This window comes from Phytobacter sp. RSE-02, from assembly GCF_040578655.1.
Classification (GTDB): domain Bacteria; phylum Pseudomonadota; class Gammaproteobacteria; order Enterobacterales; family Enterobacteriaceae; genus Phytobacter; species Phytobacter diazotrophicus.
The window spans coordinates 338,666-358,077 of the sequence record NZ_JBEULY010000005.1; the positions used below are offsets into that span (position 1 = coordinate 338,666).

General features: G+C 54.0%; 20 protein-coding genes. 10 read left to right on the plus strand and 10 right to left on the minus strand.

The genetic code is table 11. The features are described 5' to 3' along the window. Nucleotides 1-24: 24 nt before the first annotated feature. On the minus strand, nucleotides 25-633 hold the full coding sequence (locus tag ABU190_RS13955; protein WP_039080146.1) for a glutathione S-transferase: 609 nt from the start codon (nucleotides 631-633) through the stop codon (nucleotides 25-27). A 538-nt stretch (nucleotides 634-1,171) separates the two neighbouring features. Here ABU190_RS13955 and ABU190_RS13960 point away from each other — a divergent pair. The 3 genes from ABU190_RS13960 to mtlR all read left to right on the plus strand — a co-directional run bounded on the left by ABU190_RS13960 (nucleotide 1,172) and on the right by mtlR (nucleotide 4,954). Beyond that, nucleotides 1,172-3,082, plus strand: a complete 1,911-nt coding sequence (locus ABU190_RS13960) for a PTS mannitol transporter subunit IICBA (RefSeq protein WP_039080145.1) — start codon at nucleotides 1,172-1,174, stop codon at nucleotides 3,080-3,082. Between the two features lie 136 nt (nucleotides 3,083-3,218). Then, nucleotides 3,219-4,367, plus strand: coding sequence for a mannitol-1-phosphate 5-dehydrogenase (gene mtlD, locus ABU190_RS13965; protein ID WP_039080144.1), 1,149 nt, complete (start codon nucleotides 3,219-3,221; stop codon nucleotides 4,365-4,367). Further along, on the plus strand, nucleotides 4,367-4,954 hold the full coding sequence (mtlR, locus tag ABU190_RS13970) for a mannitol operon repressor MtlR (RefSeq protein WP_103245146.1): 588 nt from the start codon (nucleotides 4,367-4,369) through the stop codon (nucleotides 4,952-4,954). Before mtlD ends, mtlR begins: the two co-directional genes overlap by 1 nt. Nucleotides 4,955-4,956: 2 nt before the next feature. Here mtlR and ABU190_RS13975 read toward each other — a convergent pair whose 3' ends face one another. Beyond that, nucleotides 4,957-5,175: a hypothetical protein gene (locus ABU190_RS13975; RefSeq protein ID WP_039080142.1), complete on the minus strand. Its 219-nt coding sequence runs from the start codon at nucleotides 5,173-5,175 to the stop codon at nucleotides 4,957-4,959. A gap of 137 nt (nucleotides 5,176-5,312) precedes the next feature. On the opposite strand from ABU190_RS13975, the gene ABU190_RS13980 reads away from it, so the two are divergent. The 4 genes from ABU190_RS13980 to trmL all read left to right on the plus strand — a co-directional run bounded on the left by ABU190_RS13980 (nucleotide 5,313) and on the right by trmL (nucleotide 8,697). Continuing rightward, nucleotides 5,313-5,675 (plus strand): YibL family ribosome-associated protein, encoded by a 363-nt coding sequence (locus tag ABU190_RS13980; protein ID WP_354691638.1) that lies wholly within the window; start codon nucleotides 5,313-5,315, stop codon nucleotides 5,673-5,675. Nucleotides 5,676-6,098: 423 nt separating this feature from the next. Beyond that, nucleotides 6,099-6,875: a transcriptional regulator LldR gene (lldR, locus tag ABU190_RS13985; protein WP_071195064.1), complete on the plus strand. Its 777-nt coding sequence runs from the start codon at nucleotides 6,099-6,101 to the stop codon at nucleotides 6,873-6,875. Continuing rightward, nucleotides 6,872-8,059 carry an FMN-dependent L-lactate dehydrogenase LldD gene (gene lldD, locus ABU190_RS13990; protein ID WP_354691639.1) on the plus strand — a complete coding sequence of 396 codons (1,188 nt, stop codon included), beginning with the start codon at nucleotides 6,872-6,874 and terminating at the stop codon, nucleotides 8,057-8,059. Before lldR ends, lldD begins: the two co-directional genes overlap by 4 nt. Before the next feature lie 164 nt (nucleotides 8,060-8,223). Then, nucleotides 8,224-8,697, plus strand: coding sequence for a tRNA (uridine(34)/cytosine(34)/5-carboxymethylaminomethyluridine(34)-2'-O)-methyltransferase TrmL (gene trmL / locus ABU190_RS13995; RefSeq protein ID WP_354691640.1), 474 nt, complete (start codon nucleotides 8,224-8,226; stop codon nucleotides 8,695-8,697). Between the two features lie 49 nt (nucleotides 8,698-8,746). On the opposite strand, the gene cysE is transcribed toward trmL, so the two are convergent. The 5 genes from cysE to ABU190_RS14020 form a co-directional block, all read right to left on the minus strand. Continuing rightward, the gene (gene cysE, locus ABU190_RS14000; protein ID WP_047372612.1) at nucleotides 8,747-9,568 is read right to left on the minus strand and encodes a serine O-acetyltransferase; all 822 of its coding nucleotides are present in this window, start codon (nucleotides 9,566-9,568) and stop codon (nucleotides 8,747-8,749) included. Nucleotides 9,569-9,748: 180 nt separating this feature from the next. Then, nucleotides 9,749-10,768 (minus strand): NAD(P)H-dependent glycerol-3-phosphate dehydrogenase, encoded by a 1,020-nt coding sequence (gene gpsA / locus ABU190_RS14005; RefSeq protein ID WP_039080136.1) that lies wholly within the window; start codon nucleotides 10,766-10,768, stop codon nucleotides 9,749-9,751. Continuing rightward, on the minus strand, nucleotides 10,768-11,235 hold the full coding sequence (secB, locus tag ABU190_RS14010) for a protein-export chaperone SecB (protein WP_039080135.1): 468 nt from the start codon (nucleotides 11,233-11,235) through the stop codon (nucleotides 10,768-10,770). Before secB ends, gpsA begins: the two co-directional genes overlap by 1 nt. Before the next feature lie 96 nt (nucleotides 11,236-11,331). Beyond that, entirely contained in the window at nucleotides 11,332-11,583 is a 252-nt protein-coding gene (gene grxC / locus ABU190_RS14015) for a glutaredoxin 3 (RefSeq protein WP_039080134.1), read from the minus strand. Nucleotides 11,584-11,726: 143 nt separating this feature from the next. Then, nucleotides 11,727-12,158: a rhodanese-like domain-containing protein gene (locus ABU190_RS14020; RefSeq protein ID WP_110296564.1), complete on the minus strand. Its 432-nt coding sequence runs from the start codon at nucleotides 12,156-12,158 to the stop codon at nucleotides 11,727-11,729. A gap of 245 nt (nucleotides 12,159-12,403) precedes the next feature. Here ABU190_RS14020 and gpmM point away from each other — a divergent pair, with 245 nt between their 5' ends. The 3 genes from gpmM to ABU190_RS14035 are packed head-to-tail and all read left to right on the plus strand — an operon-like array spanning nucleotide 12,404 to nucleotide 16,162. Further along, nucleotides 12,404-13,948 (plus strand): 2,3-bisphosphoglycerate-independent phosphoglycerate mutase, encoded by a 1,545-nt coding sequence (gene gpmM, locus ABU190_RS14025; protein WP_317077933.1) that lies wholly within the window; start codon nucleotides 12,404-12,406, stop codon nucleotides 13,946-13,948. 9 nt (nucleotides 13,949-13,957) lie between these two features. After that, entirely contained in the window at nucleotides 13,958-15,223 is a 1,266-nt protein-coding gene (gene envC / locus ABU190_RS14030) for a murein hydrolase activator EnvC (protein ID WP_039080133.1), read from the plus strand. A 3-nt stretch (nucleotides 15,224-15,226) separates the two neighbouring features. Further along, nucleotides 15,227-16,162 carry a divergent polysaccharide deacetylase family protein gene (locus ABU190_RS14035; protein ID WP_354691641.1) on the plus strand — a complete coding sequence of 312 codons (936 nt, stop codon included), beginning with the start codon at nucleotides 15,227-15,229 and terminating at the stop codon, nucleotides 16,160-16,162. Here ABU190_RS14035 and ABU190_RS14040 read toward each other — a convergent pair. The 3 genes from ABU190_RS14040 to kbl all read right to left on the minus strand — a co-directional run bounded on the left by ABU190_RS14040 (nucleotide 16,159) and on the right by kbl (nucleotide 19,345). Further along, nucleotides 16,159-16,965 carry a glycosyltransferase family 2 protein gene (locus ABU190_RS14040; RefSeq protein ID WP_354691642.1) on the minus strand — a complete coding sequence of 269 codons (807 nt, stop codon included), beginning with the start codon at nucleotides 16,963-16,965 and terminating at the stop codon, nucleotides 16,159-16,161. The genes ABU190_RS14035 and ABU190_RS14040 overlap by 4 nt on opposite strands. A gap of 148 nt (nucleotides 16,966-17,113) precedes the next feature. Then, on the minus strand, nucleotides 17,114-18,139 hold the full coding sequence (tdh, locus tag ABU190_RS14045; protein ID WP_039080130.1) for an L-threonine 3-dehydrogenase: 1,026 nt from the start codon (nucleotides 18,137-18,139) through the stop codon (nucleotides 17,114-17,116). Nucleotides 18,140-18,148: 9 nt separating this feature from the next. Beyond that, nucleotides 18,149-19,345: a glycine C-acetyltransferase gene (gene kbl, locus ABU190_RS14050; RefSeq protein WP_039080129.1), complete on the minus strand. Its 1,197-nt coding sequence runs from the start codon at nucleotides 19,343-19,345 to the stop codon at nucleotides 18,149-18,151. Between the last annotated feature and the right edge of the window lie 67 nt (nucleotides 19,346-19,412).

Below are 19,412 nucleotides of genomic sequence, written 5' to 3' on the forward strand. Positions count from 1 at the left end.
TGGTTCAGCCTGACATAACGGGCGTCAATCCTTTGGCGGTTCTGTGCGCGCAAAGCTTTCACGCTGAAAGAGATTTTCCACCATTTTAACCAATTGCGGACGATCCACACACCAGCCAGGGGAGACACGGCGGAAATTGAGATAGCTAATGGCGCAGGCAATGGCGATAGTGGCGAGGTTCATCTCATCAACGCGTAATGCCCCTTCGTTGATATAGCTCTCCAGGGTGTCGAGGCCGCGATTGATTTTTTCGCGCTGGCGTAAGAGCTCCGTTTCCGATTGCTGGGCCACCGGACGCGCCTGCTCACGCACGGAAACCAGCGCCGCATCCATGATACCGTCCGCCAGCGCTTCAATCTGACGAATTTTCAGCGCGGCTTTGGGATCGGCAGGCAGCATGGCCGGAGCGATACCCAACAGGTCGATATATTCGGCAATGATCGGCGAGTCGTACCACACTTCACCGTCATCGGTTACCAGGGCCGGTACTTTTCCCAACGGGTTGTAATGCGCCACGCCGTTAATAGCGTTGTAGGGTTGTTCATTCACAAATTCGAAGGTGATGCCCTTCTCGAGCAGGATGACCGATATTTTTCGTACAAAAGGGCTTGTATAGCTGCCGATAAGTTTCATTGCCTTCTCCTCTTCGCCAACAAAACAGTAAGTATGTACTACCCGACCAAAGCGCGCGCTGACCATTTCATAAATATGAAAACTGCTCTGACTATAGTGCGTTACGTCTTGCCTTCGCAGCCACGCGAAAAGTGAAAGGGAATTACAGTGGCGAAGGCCAGGAAAAACCACAGTTTGCGAGCGATCACACTCGGAAAACTCCTGGCAAAAATATCTTGTGATTTAGATCACAAATAAACAACAAACTCACCGCTAACAATTGTGATTAACATCACATTAACAGGCGTGTGGCGGCGAAATTATAGCCTTTGTTCTTTTTTTACACATAATTTTTGTGACAAAGATCACTTCATTGGATGGTGTACCCCCTGCATTAACGTGATCTCCATCACACAAATTGGCACCATCTGGACAGTTCATCGATTCGGTGCGAGATTTCGCAGCACAGATCATGGGTCCGGCTACCTCTGCCGCCACGTTAACAACAAAACCTCGGGCTTCCGGCCTGTGAGATAGCAAACATAAGAAGGGGTGTTTTATGTCATCCGATATCAAGATCAGAGTGCAAAGCTTTGGTCGCTTCCTCAGCAACATGGTAATGCCCAATATCGGCGCGTTTATCGCGTGGGGTATTATTACCGCATTGTTTATTCCTACAGGATGGTTACCAAACGAAACGCTGGCGAAACTCGTCGGCCCAATGATTACTTTCCTGCTGCCGCTGCTGATCGGTTTTACCGGTGGTCGTCTGGTGGGTGGCGATCGTGGTGGTGTGGTAGGTGCAATCACCACCATGGGTGTTATCGTCGGTGCTGATATGCCGATGTTCCTTGGTGCAATGGTTGCCGGTCCTCTGGGCGGCCTGTGCATCAAGAAATTCGACGCCGCTGTAGACGGTAAGATCAAATCCGGTTTCGAAATGCTGGTGAATAACTTCTCCGCTGGCATCATCGGTATGATTCTGGCACTGCTGGCGTTTAAAGGCATCGGCCCTGCGGTTGAAGTTCTGTCCAAAGGTCTGGCTGCGGGCGTTAACTTCATGGTGGCGCACGACATGCTGCCGCTGGCGTCTATCTTTGTTGAACCGGCGAAAATCCTGTTCCTCAACAACGCCATCAACCACGGTATCTTCTCGCCGCTGGGTATTCAGCAGTCTCATGACCTCGGCAAGTCTATCTTCTTCCTGATCGAAGCCAACCCGGGTCCGGGGATGGGCGTTCTGCTGGCGTACATGTTCTTTGGTCGTGGTAGTGCTCGTCAGTCTGCTGGCGGCGCGGCTATCATCCACTTCCTGGGCGGTATCCACGAAATTTACTTCCCGTACGTGCTGATGAACCCACGTCTGCTGCTGGCGGTAATCCTTGGTGGTATGACTGGCGTGTTCACACTGAGCGTGCTGAACGGTGGCCTGGTTTCTCCGGCTTCTCCGGGTTCCATCCTGGCCGTACTGGCAATGACGCCGAAAGGCACTTACTTCGCGAACCTCGTGGCTATCTTTGCTGCGCTGATCGTCTCCTTCGTTATCTCCGCGATTCTGCTGAAAACCAGCAAAGTGAAAGAAGAAGATGACGATATCGAAGCGGCTACCCGTCGTGTACAGGACATGAAAGCACAGTCTAAAGGCGCTACCCCGCTGGCCGCTGGCGACGTGACCAACGACCTGAGCCACGTTCGTAAAATCATCGTTGCGTGTGATGCCGGTATGGGCTCCAGCGCAATGGGTGCCGGTGTGCTGCGTAAGAAAGTTCAGGATGCCGGTCTGACCAACATCTCTGTGACCAACAGCGCTATCAACAGCCTGCCGTCTGACGTTGACCTGGTGATTACGCACCGTGACCTGACCGAGCGCGCTATGCGTCAGGCTCCTCAGGCACAGCACATTTCGCTGACCAACTTCCTGGACAGCGGCCTGTACACCAACCTGACTGAACGCCTGGTTGCCGCACAGCGCCACGTGGACAACAGCGTAAAGGTTCAGACCAGCTTGCAGGATAGCTTTGACGCTGGCGACAGCAACCTGTTCAAGCTGGGCGCAGACAATGTGTTCCTGGGTCGTACAGCCAGTAACAAAGAAGAAGCTATCCGTTTTGCCGGCGAACAACTGGTGAAAGGCGGTTATGTTCAGCCGGAATACGTTGAAGCGATGCTGGAACGCGAAAAACTGACCCCGACTTACCTGGGTGAGTCCATCGCGGTACCGCACGGCACCGTTGAAGCGAAAGATCGCGTGCTGAAAACCGGCGTAGTATTCTGCCAGTACCCGCAAGGCGTGCGCTTCGGTGAAGAAGAGGATGACATCGCCCGTCTGGTTATCGGTATCGCTGCGCGCAATAACGAGCATATTCAGGTGATTACCAGCCTGACCAACGCACTGGATGATGAAACCGTTATCGAGCGTCTGGCAAATACCAACAGCGTTGAAGAAGTGCTGGCGCTGCTGAAAGCGTAACCCTGGTCCCGGATAAGCGAAGCGCATCCGGGAGACACCTCCCCTCTCCCTCAGGGAGAGGGTTAGGGTGAGGATAATTTCACGTGGTTCCTCACCCCAGCCCTCTCGGGTAAAAACATTGATTAAGGTTAATTCTATGAAAGCATTACATTTTGGCGCAGGTAATATCGGACGTGGCTTCATCGGCAAACTGCTGGCTGACGCGGGGATTACGCTGACATTCGCCGATGTTAATCAGGTGGTTCTCGACGCCCTTAATGCCCGTCATAGCTATCAGGTTCACGTTGTTGGTGAAAAAGAGCAGGTAGACACCGTTTCCGGCGTCAATGCGGTGAGCAGCATCGGCGACGATGTGGTTGATCTGATTGCCTCTGTTGATCTGGTGACAACCGCCGTTGGTCCGGTGGTTCTGGAGCGTATCGCCCCGGCCATCGCCAAAGGCCTGGCAAAACGTAAAGCGCAGGGCGTAGAAGCCCCGCTGAATATCATTGCCTGTGAGAACATGGTGCGCGGAACCTCTCAGTTAAAAGGCCATGTGTTCAACGCGCTGGCAGCAGAAGATAAAGCGTGGGTTGAAGCCCATGTCGGCTTCGTTGATTCCGCAGTGGACCGCATTGTTCCGCCTTCTGAATCTGCAACTAACGATCCGCTGGAAGTGACCGTAGAAACCTTTAGCGAGTGGATTGTTGATAAAACCCAATTTGTTGGCGACCTGCCAAACATTCCAGGCATGGAATTAACCGACAATCTGATGGCGTTTGTTGAGCGCAAGCTCTTCACGTTGAACACCGGGCATGCTATAACCGCGTACCTTGGACAACAGACCGGTCATCAGACCATTCGCGACGCCATTCTGGATGACAGCATCCGTGCAGTGGTGAAAGGCGCAATGGAAGAGAGTGGCGCGGTTCTGATCAAGCGCTACGGCTTCGATGCTGCCAAACACGCCGCGTATATCGAAAAAATCCTTGGTCGTTTTGAGAACCCATACCTGAAAGATGATGTTGAGCGCGTAGGCCGTCAGCCGCTGCGTAAACTGAGCGCAGGCGATCGTCTGATCAAACCGCTGCTCGGCACGCTGGAATATGGTCTGCCGCACGCGAACCTGGTAAAAGGTATCGCCGCTGCCATGCATTACCGCAGTGAACAGGATCCACAGGCGCAGGAATTAGCGACCTTAATTGAAGAAAAAGGCCCACAGGCCGCGCTGGTACAGATCTCCGGTCTGGACGCAGCAAGCGACGTGGTAGCCGAAGCTGTTAACGCATACAACGCAAAGGCATGATGCCGAGTTTGGCGCGGGACATCCCGCGCCTGTTAACAAGATTGTCAGATATGCAGGCAATAATGGAACTAACACAGGCTTTCGAAAACCGTGTGCTCGAGCGTCTGAATGCTGGCAAAACCGTACGAAGCTTTCTGATTGCCGCCGTCGAGTTATTGACCGAGGCGGTGAATATCCTGGTGCTTCAGGTCTTCCGCAAAGACGACTATGCAGTGAAATATGCTGTAGAGCCGTTGCTTGACGGAGATGGACCGCTGGGCAACTTGTCCGTGCGCTTAAAACTGATTTATGGGCTTGGCGTAATCAGTCGGCATGAGTATGAAGATGCGGAATTGTTGATGGCGTTACGTGAAGAACTGAATCACGACGGCACTGAATACGCCTTCACGGATGATGAAATCCTGGGGCCGTTTGGCGAACTGCACTGCGTGGCGGCGCTGCCTGCAACACCGCCCTTTGATACCAGCGACCCCGACCTGTTTGCTATGCAAAAACAGCGTTACCAGCAGGTCGTTCGTTCAACCATGGTGCTTTCCCTGACGGAGTTGATTTCCCGAATCAGCCTGAAAAAAGCATTCCAGAAATAAGCTTACTCTGTCTCTTCTTCATGAACACATGCAGGCCGATAAAGCTGGCGATAATATTCCAGCCTTTCACGGTACATATCGACTTTATCTGTAGGAATATCATCAGGAACACGGTCTTTCTTATGCTGATGCGCCAGGTACTCACGGAACGCCTGGCTTGAAGCCATAAAATCGATCGCTTTATCGATGATTTGTGGGGTGTAGTCACCTAATTTAGCCATTTTCTCCTCTCCTTTTCGCCCAACCGTAAAACAAAGATGGACCTGCATGCGGGATACTTTTAGTGTTTCCGTGCTTTTCTGGGGTTGTTCGCCGCAATGCGGTATCCTTATATTTTAATCAGCAGAAACACACTCCTATGAAAGAAGTTGAAAAGAACGAAATTAAACGCCTGAGCGACCGTCTGGACGCTATCCGTCACCAGCAGGCCGGTTTGTCGCTGGTGGAATCCGCCGAAAAATATGCGGAGCTGGAGAAAGAAAAAGCGACTATCGAAGCTGAAATCGAACGTCTGCGTGGTCAGTACAGCCAGAAACTCAGTAAAGAAGCACAAAAGCTGGTGAGCATGCCGTTCAAGCGCGCCATCACCAAAAAAGAGCAGGCCGACCTGGGCAAGCTGAAAAAAAGCGTGCGGGGTATTGTTGTTGTGCACCCGATGACCGCGCTGGGCCGCGAAATGGGCCTCAAAGAGATGACAGGCTTCTCGAAAACCGATTTCTGATCCCGCTTCCCCTTCTTCATCGAAGGGGAGCCCTTTTTCTGCGTAAAAATCCATCCCAACAGGCGTAATCGGCGCAGGAAGTTTAAGCCTGGACTGCGCGGAAAAACCGGAGCGTACACGGAGCACGTGAGGATTCTGCGCTTCGCTTATCCCTACGGGACCGCCTGAGGGCGTTCAAAACGCTCTGCGTTTTGTTTGAGCACTACCCATGTTCAAACGGGCAAGCAAGAAAGCCTGATGGAATGGATTTCAAGTGGCCCTACCACTTCACGCATTTATGCGCGTCACTTCACACCCCGCAAAATCACATAAAATTAACATTGCCATTACAAACCAGCCAATTAACCTTGTGCTAATGGCATAGTGCTGCCGCTAACTGGCAGTACCACTTTCCCCCAGAATTTGACTGACACGGAGCAGACCATGACCGCGATTGCTGAACGGCTTTCTGAGGATGTTGCCCGGCGAATCAGAACGCTTATTCGTGAAAAAGGGCTTGAGGCGGGTATGCGTTTGCCCTCTGAGCGCCAGCTCGCCCTGCAACTTGGCGTGTCGCGCAACTCTCTGCGCGAAGCCATCGCAAAACTCATCAGCGAAGGCGTTTTGCTGAGTCGCCACGGCGGCGGCACGTTCGTGCGCTGGCAGCATGAGGCATGGTCGGAACAGAACATTGTGCAGCCGTTAAAAACGCTGCTTGAAGATGACCCGGATTACAGCTTCGATATCCTCGAAGCGCGCCATGCTATTGAAGGCAGCACCGCCTGGCATGCGGCCTTACGCGCCACACCCATCGAAAAAGAAAAGATTCGTCTGTGCTTTGAGGCCACCCTGGCCGAGGACCCGGATCTTGCGTCCCAAGCGGACGTCCGCTTTCACCTGGCAATTGCCGAGGCGTCGCACAATATCGTACTGCTGCAAACCATGCGTGGCTTTTTCGACCTGTTGCAAAGCTCGGTGAAACAGAGCCGCCAGCGCATGTACCAGGTTCCCCCGGTCTTTACGCAGCTCACCGTGCAGCACCGTGAAATTATGGACGCCATTTTTGCCGGAGATGCCGATGGCGCCCGCGAAGCGATGATGGCGCACCTTGGTTTTGTTCACACCACGATTCGTCAGTTTGATGAAGACCAGGCGCGCAGCGCGCGCATCACTCGCCTGCCCAATGAACGGCATTCGCATTCTTTTGGAGACCCAGCATGATCATTTCCGCCGCCAGCGACTACCGCGCTGCCGCCCAACGCATACTGCCCCCCTTCCTGTTCCACTACATTGACGGTGGTGCCTATGCAGAATACACGCTGCGTCGGAACGTAGAGGATTTGGGTCAGGTTGCTCTACGCCAGCGGGTGCTGAAAAACATGTCTGCGCTGAGCACGGAGACCACCCTCTTTGGCGAGAAACTGTCTATGCCGGTTGCGCTCGCCCCGGTGGGATTATGCGGCATGTACGCGCGGCGGGGGGAAGTCCAGGCGGCAGGCGCGGCGGATGCGAAAGGCATACCGTTTACTTTATCGACCGTATCTGTTTGTCCGATTGAAGAGGTAGCGCCGACCATTAAGCGCCCGATGTGGTTTCAGTTGTATGTTCTGCGCGACCGTGGATTTATGCGCAACGCCCTGGAGCGCGCCAAAGCGGCGGGGTGTTCCACGCTGGTCTTTACTGTCGATATGCCCACACCCGGGGCGCGATACCGCGATGCCCATTCCGGCATGAGTGGACAAAACGCCGCATTTCGCCGCTACTGGCAGGCAATAACGCATCCACAATGGGCGTGGGATGTGGGTCTGCATGGCAGACCGCACGATTTAGGCAATATATCGACCTACCTGGGTAAACCCACCGGGCTTGAAGATTATATCGGCTGGCTGGCCAACAATTTCGATCCCTCCATATCCTGGAAAGACCTTGAATGGATCCGCGAGTTTTGGGATGGCCCGATGGTGATCAAAGGGATCCTCGATCCCGAAGATGCGCGGGACGCGGTGCGCTTTGGCGCAGACGGGATTGTGGTGTCGAACCACGGCGGACGTCAGCTTGATGGCGTGCTCTCTTCCGCACGAGCATTGCCTGCCATTGCCGATGCGGTGAAAGGCGATATCGCGATTCTGGCGGACAGCGGTATTCGCAACGGGCTGGACGTGGTGCGGATGATTGCGCTGGGCGCAGATACGGTGCTGCTGGGCCGCGCTTATCTATACGCGCTGGCGACACATGGCCGCGCCGGGGTGACAAACCTGCTGAATCTGATCGAAAAAGAGATGCGGGTGGCGATGACCCTGACCGGCGCGAAATCCATCAGCGAAATCAGCAAAGACTCGCTGGTGCAGGAGCTGAATAAGATCCCGGCAGCGCTGGCACCGTTGTCGCAGGGGGATGCGGCTTAAATAAGAGCTGCCTGATGCCCTCACCCCGGCCCTCTCCCACAGGGAGAGGGAGAAAAAAGCATCCAGTCTCACACCAGGCAGAGGGAAAGTTCCCTCTCCCACAGGGAGTGGGTTAGGGTGAGGGCAAAATTCTGCTATGCTCCCCCCGCTATCAAGGGGGCAGCATGTTAAATATCGTTTTATTCGAGCCAGAAATACCACCGAATACCGGGAACATCATCCGCTTATGCGCTAACACCGGCTTTCGCCTGCACATTATCGAGCCCATGGGATTTACCTGGGATGATAAGCGCCTGCGCCGTGCCGGGCTGGATTACCATGAGTTTGCAGCCGTGAAGCGTCACCATGATTATGCCGCGTTTGTTGAGGCCGAAAAGCCGGAACGTCTGTTTGCTCTCACCACCAAAGGAACGCCAGCACACAGCGCGGTGAGTTATCAGGACGGCGATTATCTGATGTTTGGCCCGGAAACGCGCGGATTACCGATGTCGATTCTGGACGCGCTACCTTCAGGACAAAAAATCCGTATTCCGATGATGCCGGACAGCCGCAGCATGAACCTGTCTAACGCGGTGTCGGTAGTGGTGTATGAAGCCTGGCGCCAGTTAGGATATGCTGGCGCGATATTGCGAAGCTGAGTCAGCGCTCTCCCGGAGGCGGCGCGTGGCATCGCCTCCGGGCACTCAATCAAATCCCGTCGCCGTACTCAAACCCGTGGTTAATCCCATTAAAATGCTGATCCATATCCATCGCGGGTTTGTCTGATTCCGGCTTGCCGACAATGCGCGCCGGAACGCCTGCGGCGGTGGTGTGCGGCGGTACAGGTTGCAACACCACGGAGCCTGCGCCGATTTTCGCACCGCGGCCTACTTCGATATTGCCGAGGATTTTCGCCCCGGCGCCAATCATTACCCCTTCACGGATTTTCGGGTGACGGTCGCCGCTGGTTTTGCCAGTCCCGCCCAGCGTCACCGACTGCAGAATCGACACGTCATCTTCAATCACCGCGGTTTCACCCACCACAATGCCTGTAGCATGGTCGAGCATAATGCCACGCCCGATTTTAGCCGCCGGGTGGATATCAACCTGGAACGATACGGAGACCTGATTTTGCAGGAAAATGGCCAACGCGCGGCGTCCCTGGTTCCATAGCCAGTGGCCGATGCGGTACGCCTGTAGCGCGTGAAAACCTTTCAGATACAAAAGCGGCGTGGAGTATTTATCCACCGCCGGATCGCGGGTGCGCACCGCCTGAATGTCGCAGGCCGCTGAGGCGATCATTTCCGGGTCAGCCGCATAGGCTTCCTCGACCACTTCACGAATGGCGATGGCAGGCATAATGGGTGATGCCAGCTTATTTGCCAGCATATAGCTTAGCGCGCTGCCCAGGTTTTCATGCTTGAGTAACGTTGCGTGGTAAAAACTGGCCAGCATTGGCTCACAGTCCGCCAGCGCCCGGGCTTCGGCTTTAATATTATTCCAGACGATATCCAGTTCTTCACACGGCATTGCTTACTCCAGACGTAATAAGTTCAGCCAGTCACTGCTTAACTGGCTGAGGACATAAACACAAAATCATTCTTACTGTGTCGCGACGACGAGGCTGGAAACCCCAGACGCTTACATAAGTAAATGACGGGGTACGCAGCCGAAGCCAACAACCAGGCAGCATGAAGGATGACGTATGTGCTAAATACTACTGCGCTCGTCCTTGCGCGCACGACCTAATAAGGTCAATGCTGCCTCGCGCGCATTTTTTCCGCAATACAATACCTGATAAATTTCCTCGGTTATTGGCATTTCGACACCAAACCGATGCGCCAGAGCGCGAACTTCTTTGGTATTGCGGTAGCCCTCGACGACCTGACCAATCTGGTCCTGCGCCGTTTGCACGTCCATCCCCTGCCCCAGCGCCATACCGAAACGACGGTTGCGTGACTGATTATCGGTACAGGTCAGCACCAAATCCCCTAAACCCGCCATGCCCATAAAGGTGGCAGGATCGGCACCCAGCGCCGCGCCCAGACGCGACATTTCGGTCAAACCACGGGTGATAAGCGCTGTTCGGGCGTTAGCGCCAAAACCGATGCCGTCCGACATGCCTGCGCCAATCGCAATGACGTTTTTCACCGCGCCGCCAAGCTGCACGCCAATGAAATCCGGATTGCTGTAGACGCGGAAGCTTTTACCACAGTGCAGCAATTGCTGGAGATCATCGGCAAACACAGGGTCAGTCGACGCCAGAGAAATCGCCGTTGGCAACCCTGCCGCCAGCTCCTTCGCGAAGGTCGGCCCGGAGATAACCGCCAGAGGAATCTCATCGCCCAGCACTTCACGCGCGACGTCTTGCAACAGGCGCCCCGTCTCAGCTTCCAGACCTTTGGTGGCCCAGACAATGCGCGCATCGCTGCGCATCAGCGGTTTAATCTGCTGTAAAACAGTGCCAAACACGTGGCTTGGCACAACCACGAGAATGTTACGGCTGGCCGCCAGAGCACAAGCGAGATCGCTTTCCAGCGCAAGCGTATCAGGAAAAGGGACATCAGGAAGGAAAGCGGCGTTACAACGGTCATGCTGTAAAGTCGCAATATGTTTCGGGTCATGGCCCCAAAGAACAACCTGGTGGCCATTTCTTGCCAGTGTAATGGCAAGAGCGGTGCCGTAAGAGCCGGCACCGATCACAGTCATTTCAGCATTGCGTGCGTTCATCAGGCATCCTGATGTTGTTCAGCACCTTCGCCAGCCTGCTGCTGCAGATAGTTCATGAACAGCGCATCAAAGTTCACCGGCGCAAGGTTCAGTTGCGGGAAAGTACCGCGGGAAACCAGGCTGGTGATGCACTCACGCGCGTAAGGGAACAGGATGTTCGGGCAATACGCACCGAGGCAATGCGCCAGTTGGTTACCATCGATACCGTCAATGGAGAAGATACCGCCTTGCTGCACTTCGCACAGGAAGCCCGTTTCTTCACCCAGGGAAGCGGTAACGGTAACACGCAGTACCACTTCATAAACGCCTTCAGCCAGCTGAGTGGATGCAGTATCCAGATCCAGTTTCACTTCCGGCTGCCAGTCTTTCTGAAACACATGCGGAGCATTCGGTGCTTCGAAAGAGATATCTTTAGTGTAGATGCGTTGAATCTGGAAAGTCATTTCCGTGTTGTTTTGTTCAGACATGTCTAAAACCCTTAAGTGTTGTCCTTAATACGCTTTATTCTTCAGGCTGCCTCTGTTTGTCGGCCTTGACGCAACGTGAATCACTTCTTCTATGCATTAACGCAACAGGGGATCGAGCCCACCGCGCGCGTCCAGCGCATATAAATCATCACAGCCGCCAATGTGCTGTGCATCAATAAAAATCTGCGGTACCGTCGTACGGCCACTACGCTTAATCATCTCTTCGCGTTTCACCGCATCGCCATCGATCGGCAGTTCTTCAAAAGAAACGCCTTTGCTGCTCAGTAGCGCTTTTGCGCGATGGCAAAACGGGCAGGTTGCTTTGGTGTAGATCTCAATATTGGCCATGACTTTGCTCCAGTTGTTTCACCCAATGGATTTCATATTGCAGGAAGGCGGCAAAATTATGAATCCCAGGAGCTTACCTCAGTAAGTGACCAGGTTGAATAATTGCAGCCAACGCCCCTGCGGCATGAAAGACGACGGGTAAATTACTTACCGCGTACCAGCGGAAGATTCTCACCGCTCCAACCTGCGATGCCTTCTTTGAGCACAAAAACTTGCTCGAAACCGGCTTTGATCAGTGCGTTCGCAGGTTCCTGAGCCTGCATCCCGGAGCCGTCCACGACGATAACCGGTTTGCTTTTGTGTTTCTCAAGCTCACCTACATTATTGGCCTTGATTTCGGTTGGCAGCAAATTCACTGAGCCTGCGATGTGACCTTTTCGGAAATCATCGCGCTGGCGCAAGTCCACGATAACAGCATCTTCTTTGTTGATCAGACGCGTCGCTTCACCACGAGTGATCACTTTCACTTTCGATGCGAGGCCTTTGAACGTCATGAACAGCACCGCCCCCAGTAATACAATCCAGGCGAGGCAAAGTACGGGGTGGCGACTAACAAATTGCATAATTTCTTGCATGGGGGGTAACAGCTCCCGAATCAGTGAGTAAAAACCAGGAAAGGAGTATACCTGTGCGGTGTAGCAAATACAGCCAGCGAGCGTAATGGAATGCATTTTCTGCGGACTGTTACGAAAAAAATTCATCAACGCCGTGAAATCCTCACCTCCTGCGGCGGTATTCTTTGATCTTCTGCGGCTATTTTATCGATTCAGCTGTAGTAAAATTACGCAAATTTTTCGTCTTTGAGCATGAGGTTGTCGCAATGTCGGTTTCTAAAAAACCTATGGTACTGGTGATCCTGGATGGCTATGGCTACCGTGAAGAGCAGCAGGATAACGCAATTTACAGCGCAAAAACTCCCGTTATGGACGCATTGTGGGCCAAACGTCCACATACTCTGATTGACGCTTCTGGTCTGGAAGTCGGCTTGCCGGATCGCCAGATGGGTAACTCCGAAGTGGGTCACGTCAACCTGGGTGCTGGCCGCATCGTGTATCAGGATTTGACCCGTCTGGATGTTGAAATTAAAGAGCGTACCTTCTTCACCAACCCGGTACTGGCGGGCGCGGTGGATAAAGCCGTTGCTGCGGGCAAAGCCGTTCATATCATGGGTCTACTGTCTGCCGGTGGCGTTCACAGCCATGAAGATCACATCCTGGCGATGGTCGAGCTGGCCGCTGAGCGCGGTGCGGAAAAAATCTACCTGCACGCATTCCTGGATGGTCGCGATACGCCGCCGCGTAGCGCTGACTCCTCACTGAAACGTTTTGAAGACAAGTTTGCCGCCCTGGGCAAAGGCCGGGTGGCATCTATCATTGGCCGTTACTACGCCATGGACCGCGACAACCGCTGGGACCGCGTTGAACAAGCCTATGACCTGATGACGCTGGCAAAAGGTGAATTCCAGTTCGCGACCGCGGTTGAAGGCCTGGCTGCTGCCTATGCGCGTGACGAAAACGACGAATTCGTGAAAGCCACCGTGATCCGCGCCGAAGGCCAGCCCGATGCGGCAATGGAAGACGGCGACGCGCTGATTTTCATGAACTTCCGCGCAGACCGCGCCCGTGAAATCACCCGTGCATTTGTTAACAGCGATTTCGACGGTTTCTCCCGTAAGAAAGTAGTGAACCTCGATTTTGTCATGCTGACCGAATATGCCGCAGACATCAAAACCGCCGTTGCGTACCCGCCAGCCTCCCTGGCGAACACCTTCGGCGAATGGATGGCGAAGAAAGACAAAACGCAGTTGCGTATCTCTGAAACGGAAAAATATGCTCACGTGACGTTCTTCTTCAACGGCGGCGTTGAAGAGCCGTTCCCGGGCGAAGATCGTATTCTGATTAACTCTCCGAAAGTGGCGACCTACGATCTGCAGCCGGAAATGAGCTCCGCAGAGCTGACAGAAAAACTGGTTGGCGCTATCACCAGCGGTAAGTACGACACCATCATCTGTAACTACCCGAACGGCGACATGGTCGGTCATACCGGTGTGATGGAAGCGGCAATCAAGGCAGTTGAAGCGCTGGACCACTGTGTTGAGCAGGTAACCAAAGCGGTGGAATCCGTTGGCGGTCAGTTGCTGATCACCGCTGACCACGGTAACGCTGAGCAGATGCGTGACCCGGCAACCGGCCAGGCGCACACTGCCCATACCAACCTGCCAGTCCCGCTGATTTACGTTGGCGATAAAGCGCTGAAAGCGGTCGAAGGTGGCAAACTTTCCGATATCGCACCGACCATGCTGACCCTGATGGGCATGGAAATCCCGAAAGAGATGACTGGTAAGCCGCTGTTCATCGTGGAATAATCGCTCCCCATGAGGGGAAAGGCGATTTTTTCTGTCACATTGGCCGCAGTCAGGCCTTTGCTTTGCGCCAGCGCTTTTAGCGCTGGCGCATTGTTGTGCGCCTTTTCTGCCCACGCGGATGACCGCGACCAGTTAAAATCCATTCAGGCGGATATCGCCGCAAAAGAACGCGACGTACGCCAGCAGCAACAGCAGCGTTCCGGCCTGCTTGCGCAACTCAAAGAGCAAGAAGTCGCCATCTCCGCAGCCACACGTCAGTTGCGCGAAACGCAGAACACCCTCGCCCAGCTCAATAAGCAAATCGATGCCATGAACGCATCTATCGCCAAACTGGAAAAACAGAAGGCGACGCAAGAGCATAACCTGGCCGCCCAGTTGGATGCCGCGTTCCGCCAGGGTCAACATACTGGGGTTCAGTTGATTCTCAGCGGGGAAGAAACCCAACGCGGGCAACGTCTGCAGGCCTACTTCGGCTATCTCAACCAGGCCCGGCAGGAGACCATCGCGCAACTCAAGCAAACGCGCGAAGAGGTTGCCACGCAAAAAGCGGAGCTGGAAGAGAAGCAGAGTCAGCAGCAAACGCTGATGTACGAACAAAAAGCACAGCAGGCGAAGCTTGAACAAGCACGCAACGAGCGTAAGAAAACGCTCGCCGGTCTGGAGTCATCTATTCAGGAAGGGCAGCAGCAGTTAGGCGAACTGCGGGCGAACGAATCCCGTTTGCGCGATCGTCTGGCTCGTGCCGAAGCCGCAGCCAAAGCCCGCGCCGAGCGTGAAGCTCGCGAAGCGCAGGCCGTGCGTGAAAAACAGCAGGATGCATCCCGTAAAGGCACCACCTACAAACCGACCGAAGGCGAACGTTCACTGATGTCCCGTACAGGTGGGCTGGGCGCGCCATCCGGCCAGGCTTACTGGCCTGTTCGCGGTCCGTTGCTACATCGTTATGGCGAACAACTGCAGGGTGAGCTACGTTGGAAAGGGATTGTTATCGGTGCGTCTGAGGGTAGCGAAGTCAAAGCCGTGGCCGACGGGCGGGTGATCCTCGCCGACTGGCTTCAGGGGTATGGCCTGGTGGTCGTGGTTGAACACGGCAAAGGCGATATGAGTTTGTACGGCTACAACCAGAGCGCGCTGGTGAGCGTAGGCGCGCAAGTTCGCGCCGGTCAGCCGATAGCCCTTGTCGGGAGCAGTGGCGGTCAGGGTAGACCTTCACTTTATTTCGAAATTCGCCGCCAGGGTCAGGCGGTCAATCCACAGCCGTGGTTGGGAAGATAAGTTTTGCTTCAATTTCGTCGCGTTGTTGTTGTCGCTGCCAGCATGCTGGCTTTTTCTGTGCCAGCGTTTGCCGGCAAACTCGCCATTGTTATTGACGATTTCGGTTATCGTCCACAGACCGAAAATCAGGTCATTGCCATGCCTGCGGCGGTTACCGTTGCCGTGCTGCCAAACGCGCCGCACGCAAAAGAGATGGCCACCAAAGCCCATAACGCCGGGCATGAGGTGCTGATCCACCTGCCCATGGCGCCGCTCAGCAAACAGCCACTGGAAAAAGATACCCTACGCCCGGATATGAGCAGCGCTGAGATTGAGCGCATCATCAGCGATGCAGTCAGCAAAGTGCCGTATGCCACCGGGTTAAACAACCATATGGGCAGTGCCATGACATCCAGCCTGTTTGGCATGCAGAAGGTGATGCAGGTTCTGGGGCATTACGATCTCTACTTTCTGGACAGCATGACCATCGGCAACAGTCAGGCGATGCGCGCCGCAAGCGGTACGGGCGTGAAGGTCATCAAACGTAAAGTGTTTCTTGATGACACGCAAAACGAGAGCGATATACGCTATCAGTTTAATCGTGCCGTCGATCAGGCGCGTCGTAGCGGTTCAGCCATCGCTATCGGCCACCCGCACCCAACCACAGTACGTGTGCTGCAACAGATGCTTTACAACCTGCCTGCGGATATCACCCTGGTTCGCGCGGGAAGCCTGCTGAATGAACCGCAAACGGATACCTCAACGCCGGGCCAGATGCCGCCACGCAATCAGCCACCGCGTAACCCGTTCCGGGGCGTGAAGTTGTGCAAAGCGCCACATAAACCGCAGCCCGTTTATGCCAGCTATTTCTTTACGGTCGTGAAGGACAGCATCAGCGAGAGTACGCTGGTGAAATATGTCACGAATGAGTGGCAAGGCTGGGGTAAAAAACACCCTTAAACCGTACGGGTGTTTTTCTTTTCTTCGGCCACAACGTTTTTTTCATCGTTGTGGCCATTGTGGGCATACCAGGCTTTGAAATATTTAAGAAAGCTATACATGGTGGCGTATAAACCTGTCACCGCACCCACTTTGCCGTTACGCCATGCGCCGCTAAATAAATACCATTTAAAGAACGCACCGATGGCGCTAATAATTCCACGGCCAATGGAGGGGCGGACTTTCTGATATTTCACCAGTCGCGTGGTGTAACTATTAAGTTTGCTGAATACTTCATGCAGCGAATAAAACGTATCGTGACGCACATGTCCCGGTATTTTTGTCGATGCCGAATAACCTTCCACCTGATCATCAACTGCACGATTGTTAAAACGGGCCGTGCGGCGGTTATATAAACGCACGGGGAAATCAGGGGATGATATAGGATATATCGTTCGGGTTTGTTCACCCAGCACATACCAATAACGCGGCAAACGCCATGCCTGGTCAGCACCTGGCTCATCACCTGCTTTTAGCTGCAAAATAAAGTTTACCGTCTGCTCATCGAGGATTTCATCGCTATCCATACAGAGCACCCAGTCATGCGCAGCCAGGCTGGTTGCGTGATTCATCTGCGCGCCATGCATCGCATAAGGATGATAATGAACATGAAGATCATATTCCCGACAAATATCCAGCGTCTCGTCTGTACTGCCGGAATCCAGAACCACAAAATCATCCGCGATTTTAAGCAATGGCGGGAGAACGTCCCGTAATAAGCGAGCGGAATTGCAGGTTAACAGACACACCGAAAGTTTGAACATAATTAGCCGCACTGAAAAGGTTAAACGGATCGTCAACGAACTCTACTTTCTAATGTAGAACACTGTTACGGAAATTGTGCCTTTAGTGCGATTTAAGGTTGAAAACAGGAAAAGGATAAGAGAAAGACGCCCGCAGGCGTCTTTATTTTTAGTTCCAGCTAAGGATTACCTTACCTGACTGACCAGAACGCATAGCATCAAAACCTTTCTGGAAGTCATCAATACCGAAACGGTGGGTGATAATAGGCGACAAATCCAGTCCGGACTGGATTAATGCCGCCATCTTGTACCAGGTTTCAAACATTTCACGGCCATAGATACCTTTAATAAAGAGACCCTTGAAGATCACTTTATTCCAGTCGATAGCCATATCAGACGGCGGAATACCCAGCATCGCAATACGACCGCCGTGGTTCATGGTATCAAGCATGGTACGGAAGGCTGGCGGCGCGCCGGACATTTCCAGACCGACATCAAAACCTTCGGTCATTCCCAGCTCTGCCATCACATCGGAGAGGTTCTCTTTCGCTACGTTGACCGCACGGGTAACACCCATTTTACGCGCCAGATCCAGACGGTATTCATTCACATCAGTGATAACCACATGGCGCGCGCCAACGTGTTTTGCCACCGCCGCCGCCATAATACCAATCGGGCCAGCGCCGGAAACCAGCACATCTTCCCCAACCAGGTCGAAGGAGAGTGCGGTGTGAACCGCGTTGCCGAACGGATCGAAAATAGAGGCCAGGTCGTCGGAAATGTTGTCCGGGATTTTGAAAGCGTTAAAGGCAGGAATAACCAGGTATTCTGCAAAACAACCCGGACGGTTGACGCCAACACCCACGGTGTTTCGACACAGGTGCGTGCGGCCAGCGCGGCAGTTACGGCAATGGCCGCAGGTAATGTGGCCTTCACCGGAAACACGGTCGCCGATGTTAAAGCCTTTCACTTCCTGGCCGATGCCAACCACTTCACCCACGTACTCATGCCCGACCACCATCGGTACCGGGATCGTTTTTTGCGACCATTCGTCCCAGTTATAGATATGCACATCGGTCCCGCAAATAGCCGTTTTGCGAATTTTAATCAGCAGGTCGTTATGTCCGACTTCCGGGGCCGGAACATCGTTCATCCAGATGCCTTCTTCCGCTTTCAGCTTAGATAGCGCTTTCATCTTACGTCCTCAGGCGATGACGCCCAGTTGTTTACCGATGCGGGTAAAGGCAGCCACCGCACGTTCGATTTGCTCAGGGGTATGAGCAGCAGACATTTGGGTACGAATACGCGCCTGGCCTTTTGGCACAACCGGGAAGAAGAAGCCCGTCACGTAAATCCCCTCTTTTTGCAGCTCGCGGGCGAAGTTCTGCGCCACTACCGCATCACCGAGCATTACCGGAATGATGGCGTGATCGGCACCCGCCAGGGTAAAGCCTGCGGCACTCATCTTTTCACGGAACAGACGCGCGTTAGACCACAGACGGTCACGCAGCTCGCTCCCCGCTTCAACCATCTCCAGCACCTTAATGGAGGCAGCAACAATCGCCGGGGCCAGTGAGTTGGAGAAGAGATACGGGCGGGAACGCTGACGCAGCCATTCCACCACCTCTTTACGCGCGGCGGTATAACCGCCGGAAGCGCCGCCGAGCGCTTTACCCAGCGTACCGGTAATGATGTCCACCCGGCCCATGACGTCGCAGTACTCGTGCGAGCCACGGCCGTTATCGCCGACAAACCCCACCGCGTGGGAGTCATCAACCATTACCAGCGCATCGTACTTATCTGCCAGGTCGCAGACGCCTTTCAGGTTGGCAATCACGCCGTCCATCGAGAAGACGCCGTCGGTGGCAATCAGCACATGGCGGGCACCGGCTTCGCGGGCCTCTTTCAGACGCGCTTCCAGCTCCTGCATATCGTTGTTGGCGTAGCGGAAACGCTTCGCTTTACACAGACGCACGCCGTCGATGATCGAGGCATGGTTCAGGGCATCAGAGATAATGGCGTCTTCTGCGCCCAGCAGGGTTTCGAACAGACCGCCGTTGGCATCAAAGCAGGAGGAATAGAGGATCGCATCCTCCATACCGAGGAACTCAGCGAGTTTCTTTTCAAGCTCTTTGTGGCTGTCCTGCGTACCGCAAATAAAACGTACAGAGGCCATGCCAAAGCCGTGGCTGTCCATCCCAGCTTTCGCGGCGGCAATCAATTCAGGATGGTTAGCCAGACCGAGGTAGTTGTTGGCGCAGAAGTTAATGACGTGGCTTCCATTCGCCACGGTGATATCAGCTTGCTGGGCCGACGTGATAATGCGTTCTTCTTTAAACAACCCTTCCGCACGTGCGGTCTCCAGGTCGCTCGTTAACTGCTTGTAAAAATCCCCACGCATCGCAATTCTCCAGACTGGGCAAATTTCGGCACATATTACCCAAAGCTATACGTTGATACGAGATGAC

Coding starts and splice junctions, on each gene's coding strand:
- ABU190_RS13980 (WP_354691638.1), top strand. CDS start 5,313: ATGAAAGAAGTTGAAAAGAACGAAATTAAACGCCTGAGCGACCGTCTG.
- grxC (WP_039080134.1), bottom strand. CDS start 11,583: ATGGCCAATATTGAGATCTACACCAAAGCAACCTGCCCGTTTTGCCAT.
- kbl (WP_039080129.1), bottom strand. CDS start 19,345: ATGCGTGGGGATTTTTACAAGCAGTTAACGAGCGACCTGGAGACCGCA.
- secB (WP_039080135.1), bottom strand. CDS start 11,235: ATGTCTGAACAAAACAACACGGAAATGACTTTCCAGATTCAACGCATC.
- ABU190_RS13960 (WP_039080145.1), top strand. CDS start 1,172: ATGTCATCCGATATCAAGATCAGAGTGCAAAGCTTTGGTCGCTTCCTC.
- ABU190_RS13975 (WP_039080142.1), bottom strand. CDS start 5,175: ATGGCTAAATTAGGTGACTACACCCCACAAATCATCGATAAAGCGATC.
- envC (WP_039080133.1), top strand. CDS start 13,958: ATGAGGGGAAAGGCGATTTTTTCTGTCACATTGGCCGCAGTCAGGCCT.
- ABU190_RS14020 (WP_110296564.1), bottom strand. CDS start 12,158: ATGCAAGAAATTATGCAATTTGTTAGTCGCCACCCCGTACTTTGCCTC.
- gpmM (WP_317077933.1), top strand. CDS start 12,404: ATGTCGGTTTCTAAAAAACCTATGGTACTGGTGATCCTGGATGGCTAT.
- mtlD (WP_039080144.1), top strand. CDS start 3,219: ATGAAAGCATTACATTTTGGCGCAGGTAATATCGGACGTGGCTTCATC.
- ABU190_RS13955 (WP_039080146.1), bottom strand. CDS start 633: ATGAAACTTATCGGCAGCTATACAAGCCCTTTTGTACGAAAAATATCG.
- lldR (WP_071195064.1), top strand. CDS start 6,099: ATGACCGCGATTGCTGAACGGCTTTCTGAGGATGTTGCCCGGCGAATC.
- gpsA (WP_039080136.1), bottom strand. CDS start 10,768: ATGAACGCACGCAATGCTGAAATGACTGTGATCGGTGCCGGCTCTTAC.
- mtlR (WP_103245146.1), top strand. CDS start 4,367: ATGCCGAGTTTGGCGCGGGACATCCCGCGCCTGTTAACAAGATTGTCA.
- ABU190_RS14040 (WP_354691642.1), bottom strand. CDS start 16,965: ATGTTCAAACTTTCGGTGTGTCTGTTAACCTGCAATTCCGCTCGCTTA.
- lldD (WP_354691639.1), top strand. CDS start 6,872: ATGATCATTTCCGCCGCCAGCGACTACCGCGCTGCCGCCCAACGCATA.
- cysE (WP_047372612.1), bottom strand. CDS start 9,568: ATGCCGTGTGAAGAACTGGATATCGTCTGGAATAATATTAAAGCCGAA.
- trmL (WP_354691640.1), top strand. CDS start 8,224: ATGTTAAATATCGTTTTATTCGAGCCAGAAATACCACCGAATACCGGG.
- tdh (WP_039080130.1), bottom strand. CDS start 18,139: ATGAAAGCGCTATCTAAGCTGAAAGCGGAAGAAGGCATCTGGATGAAC.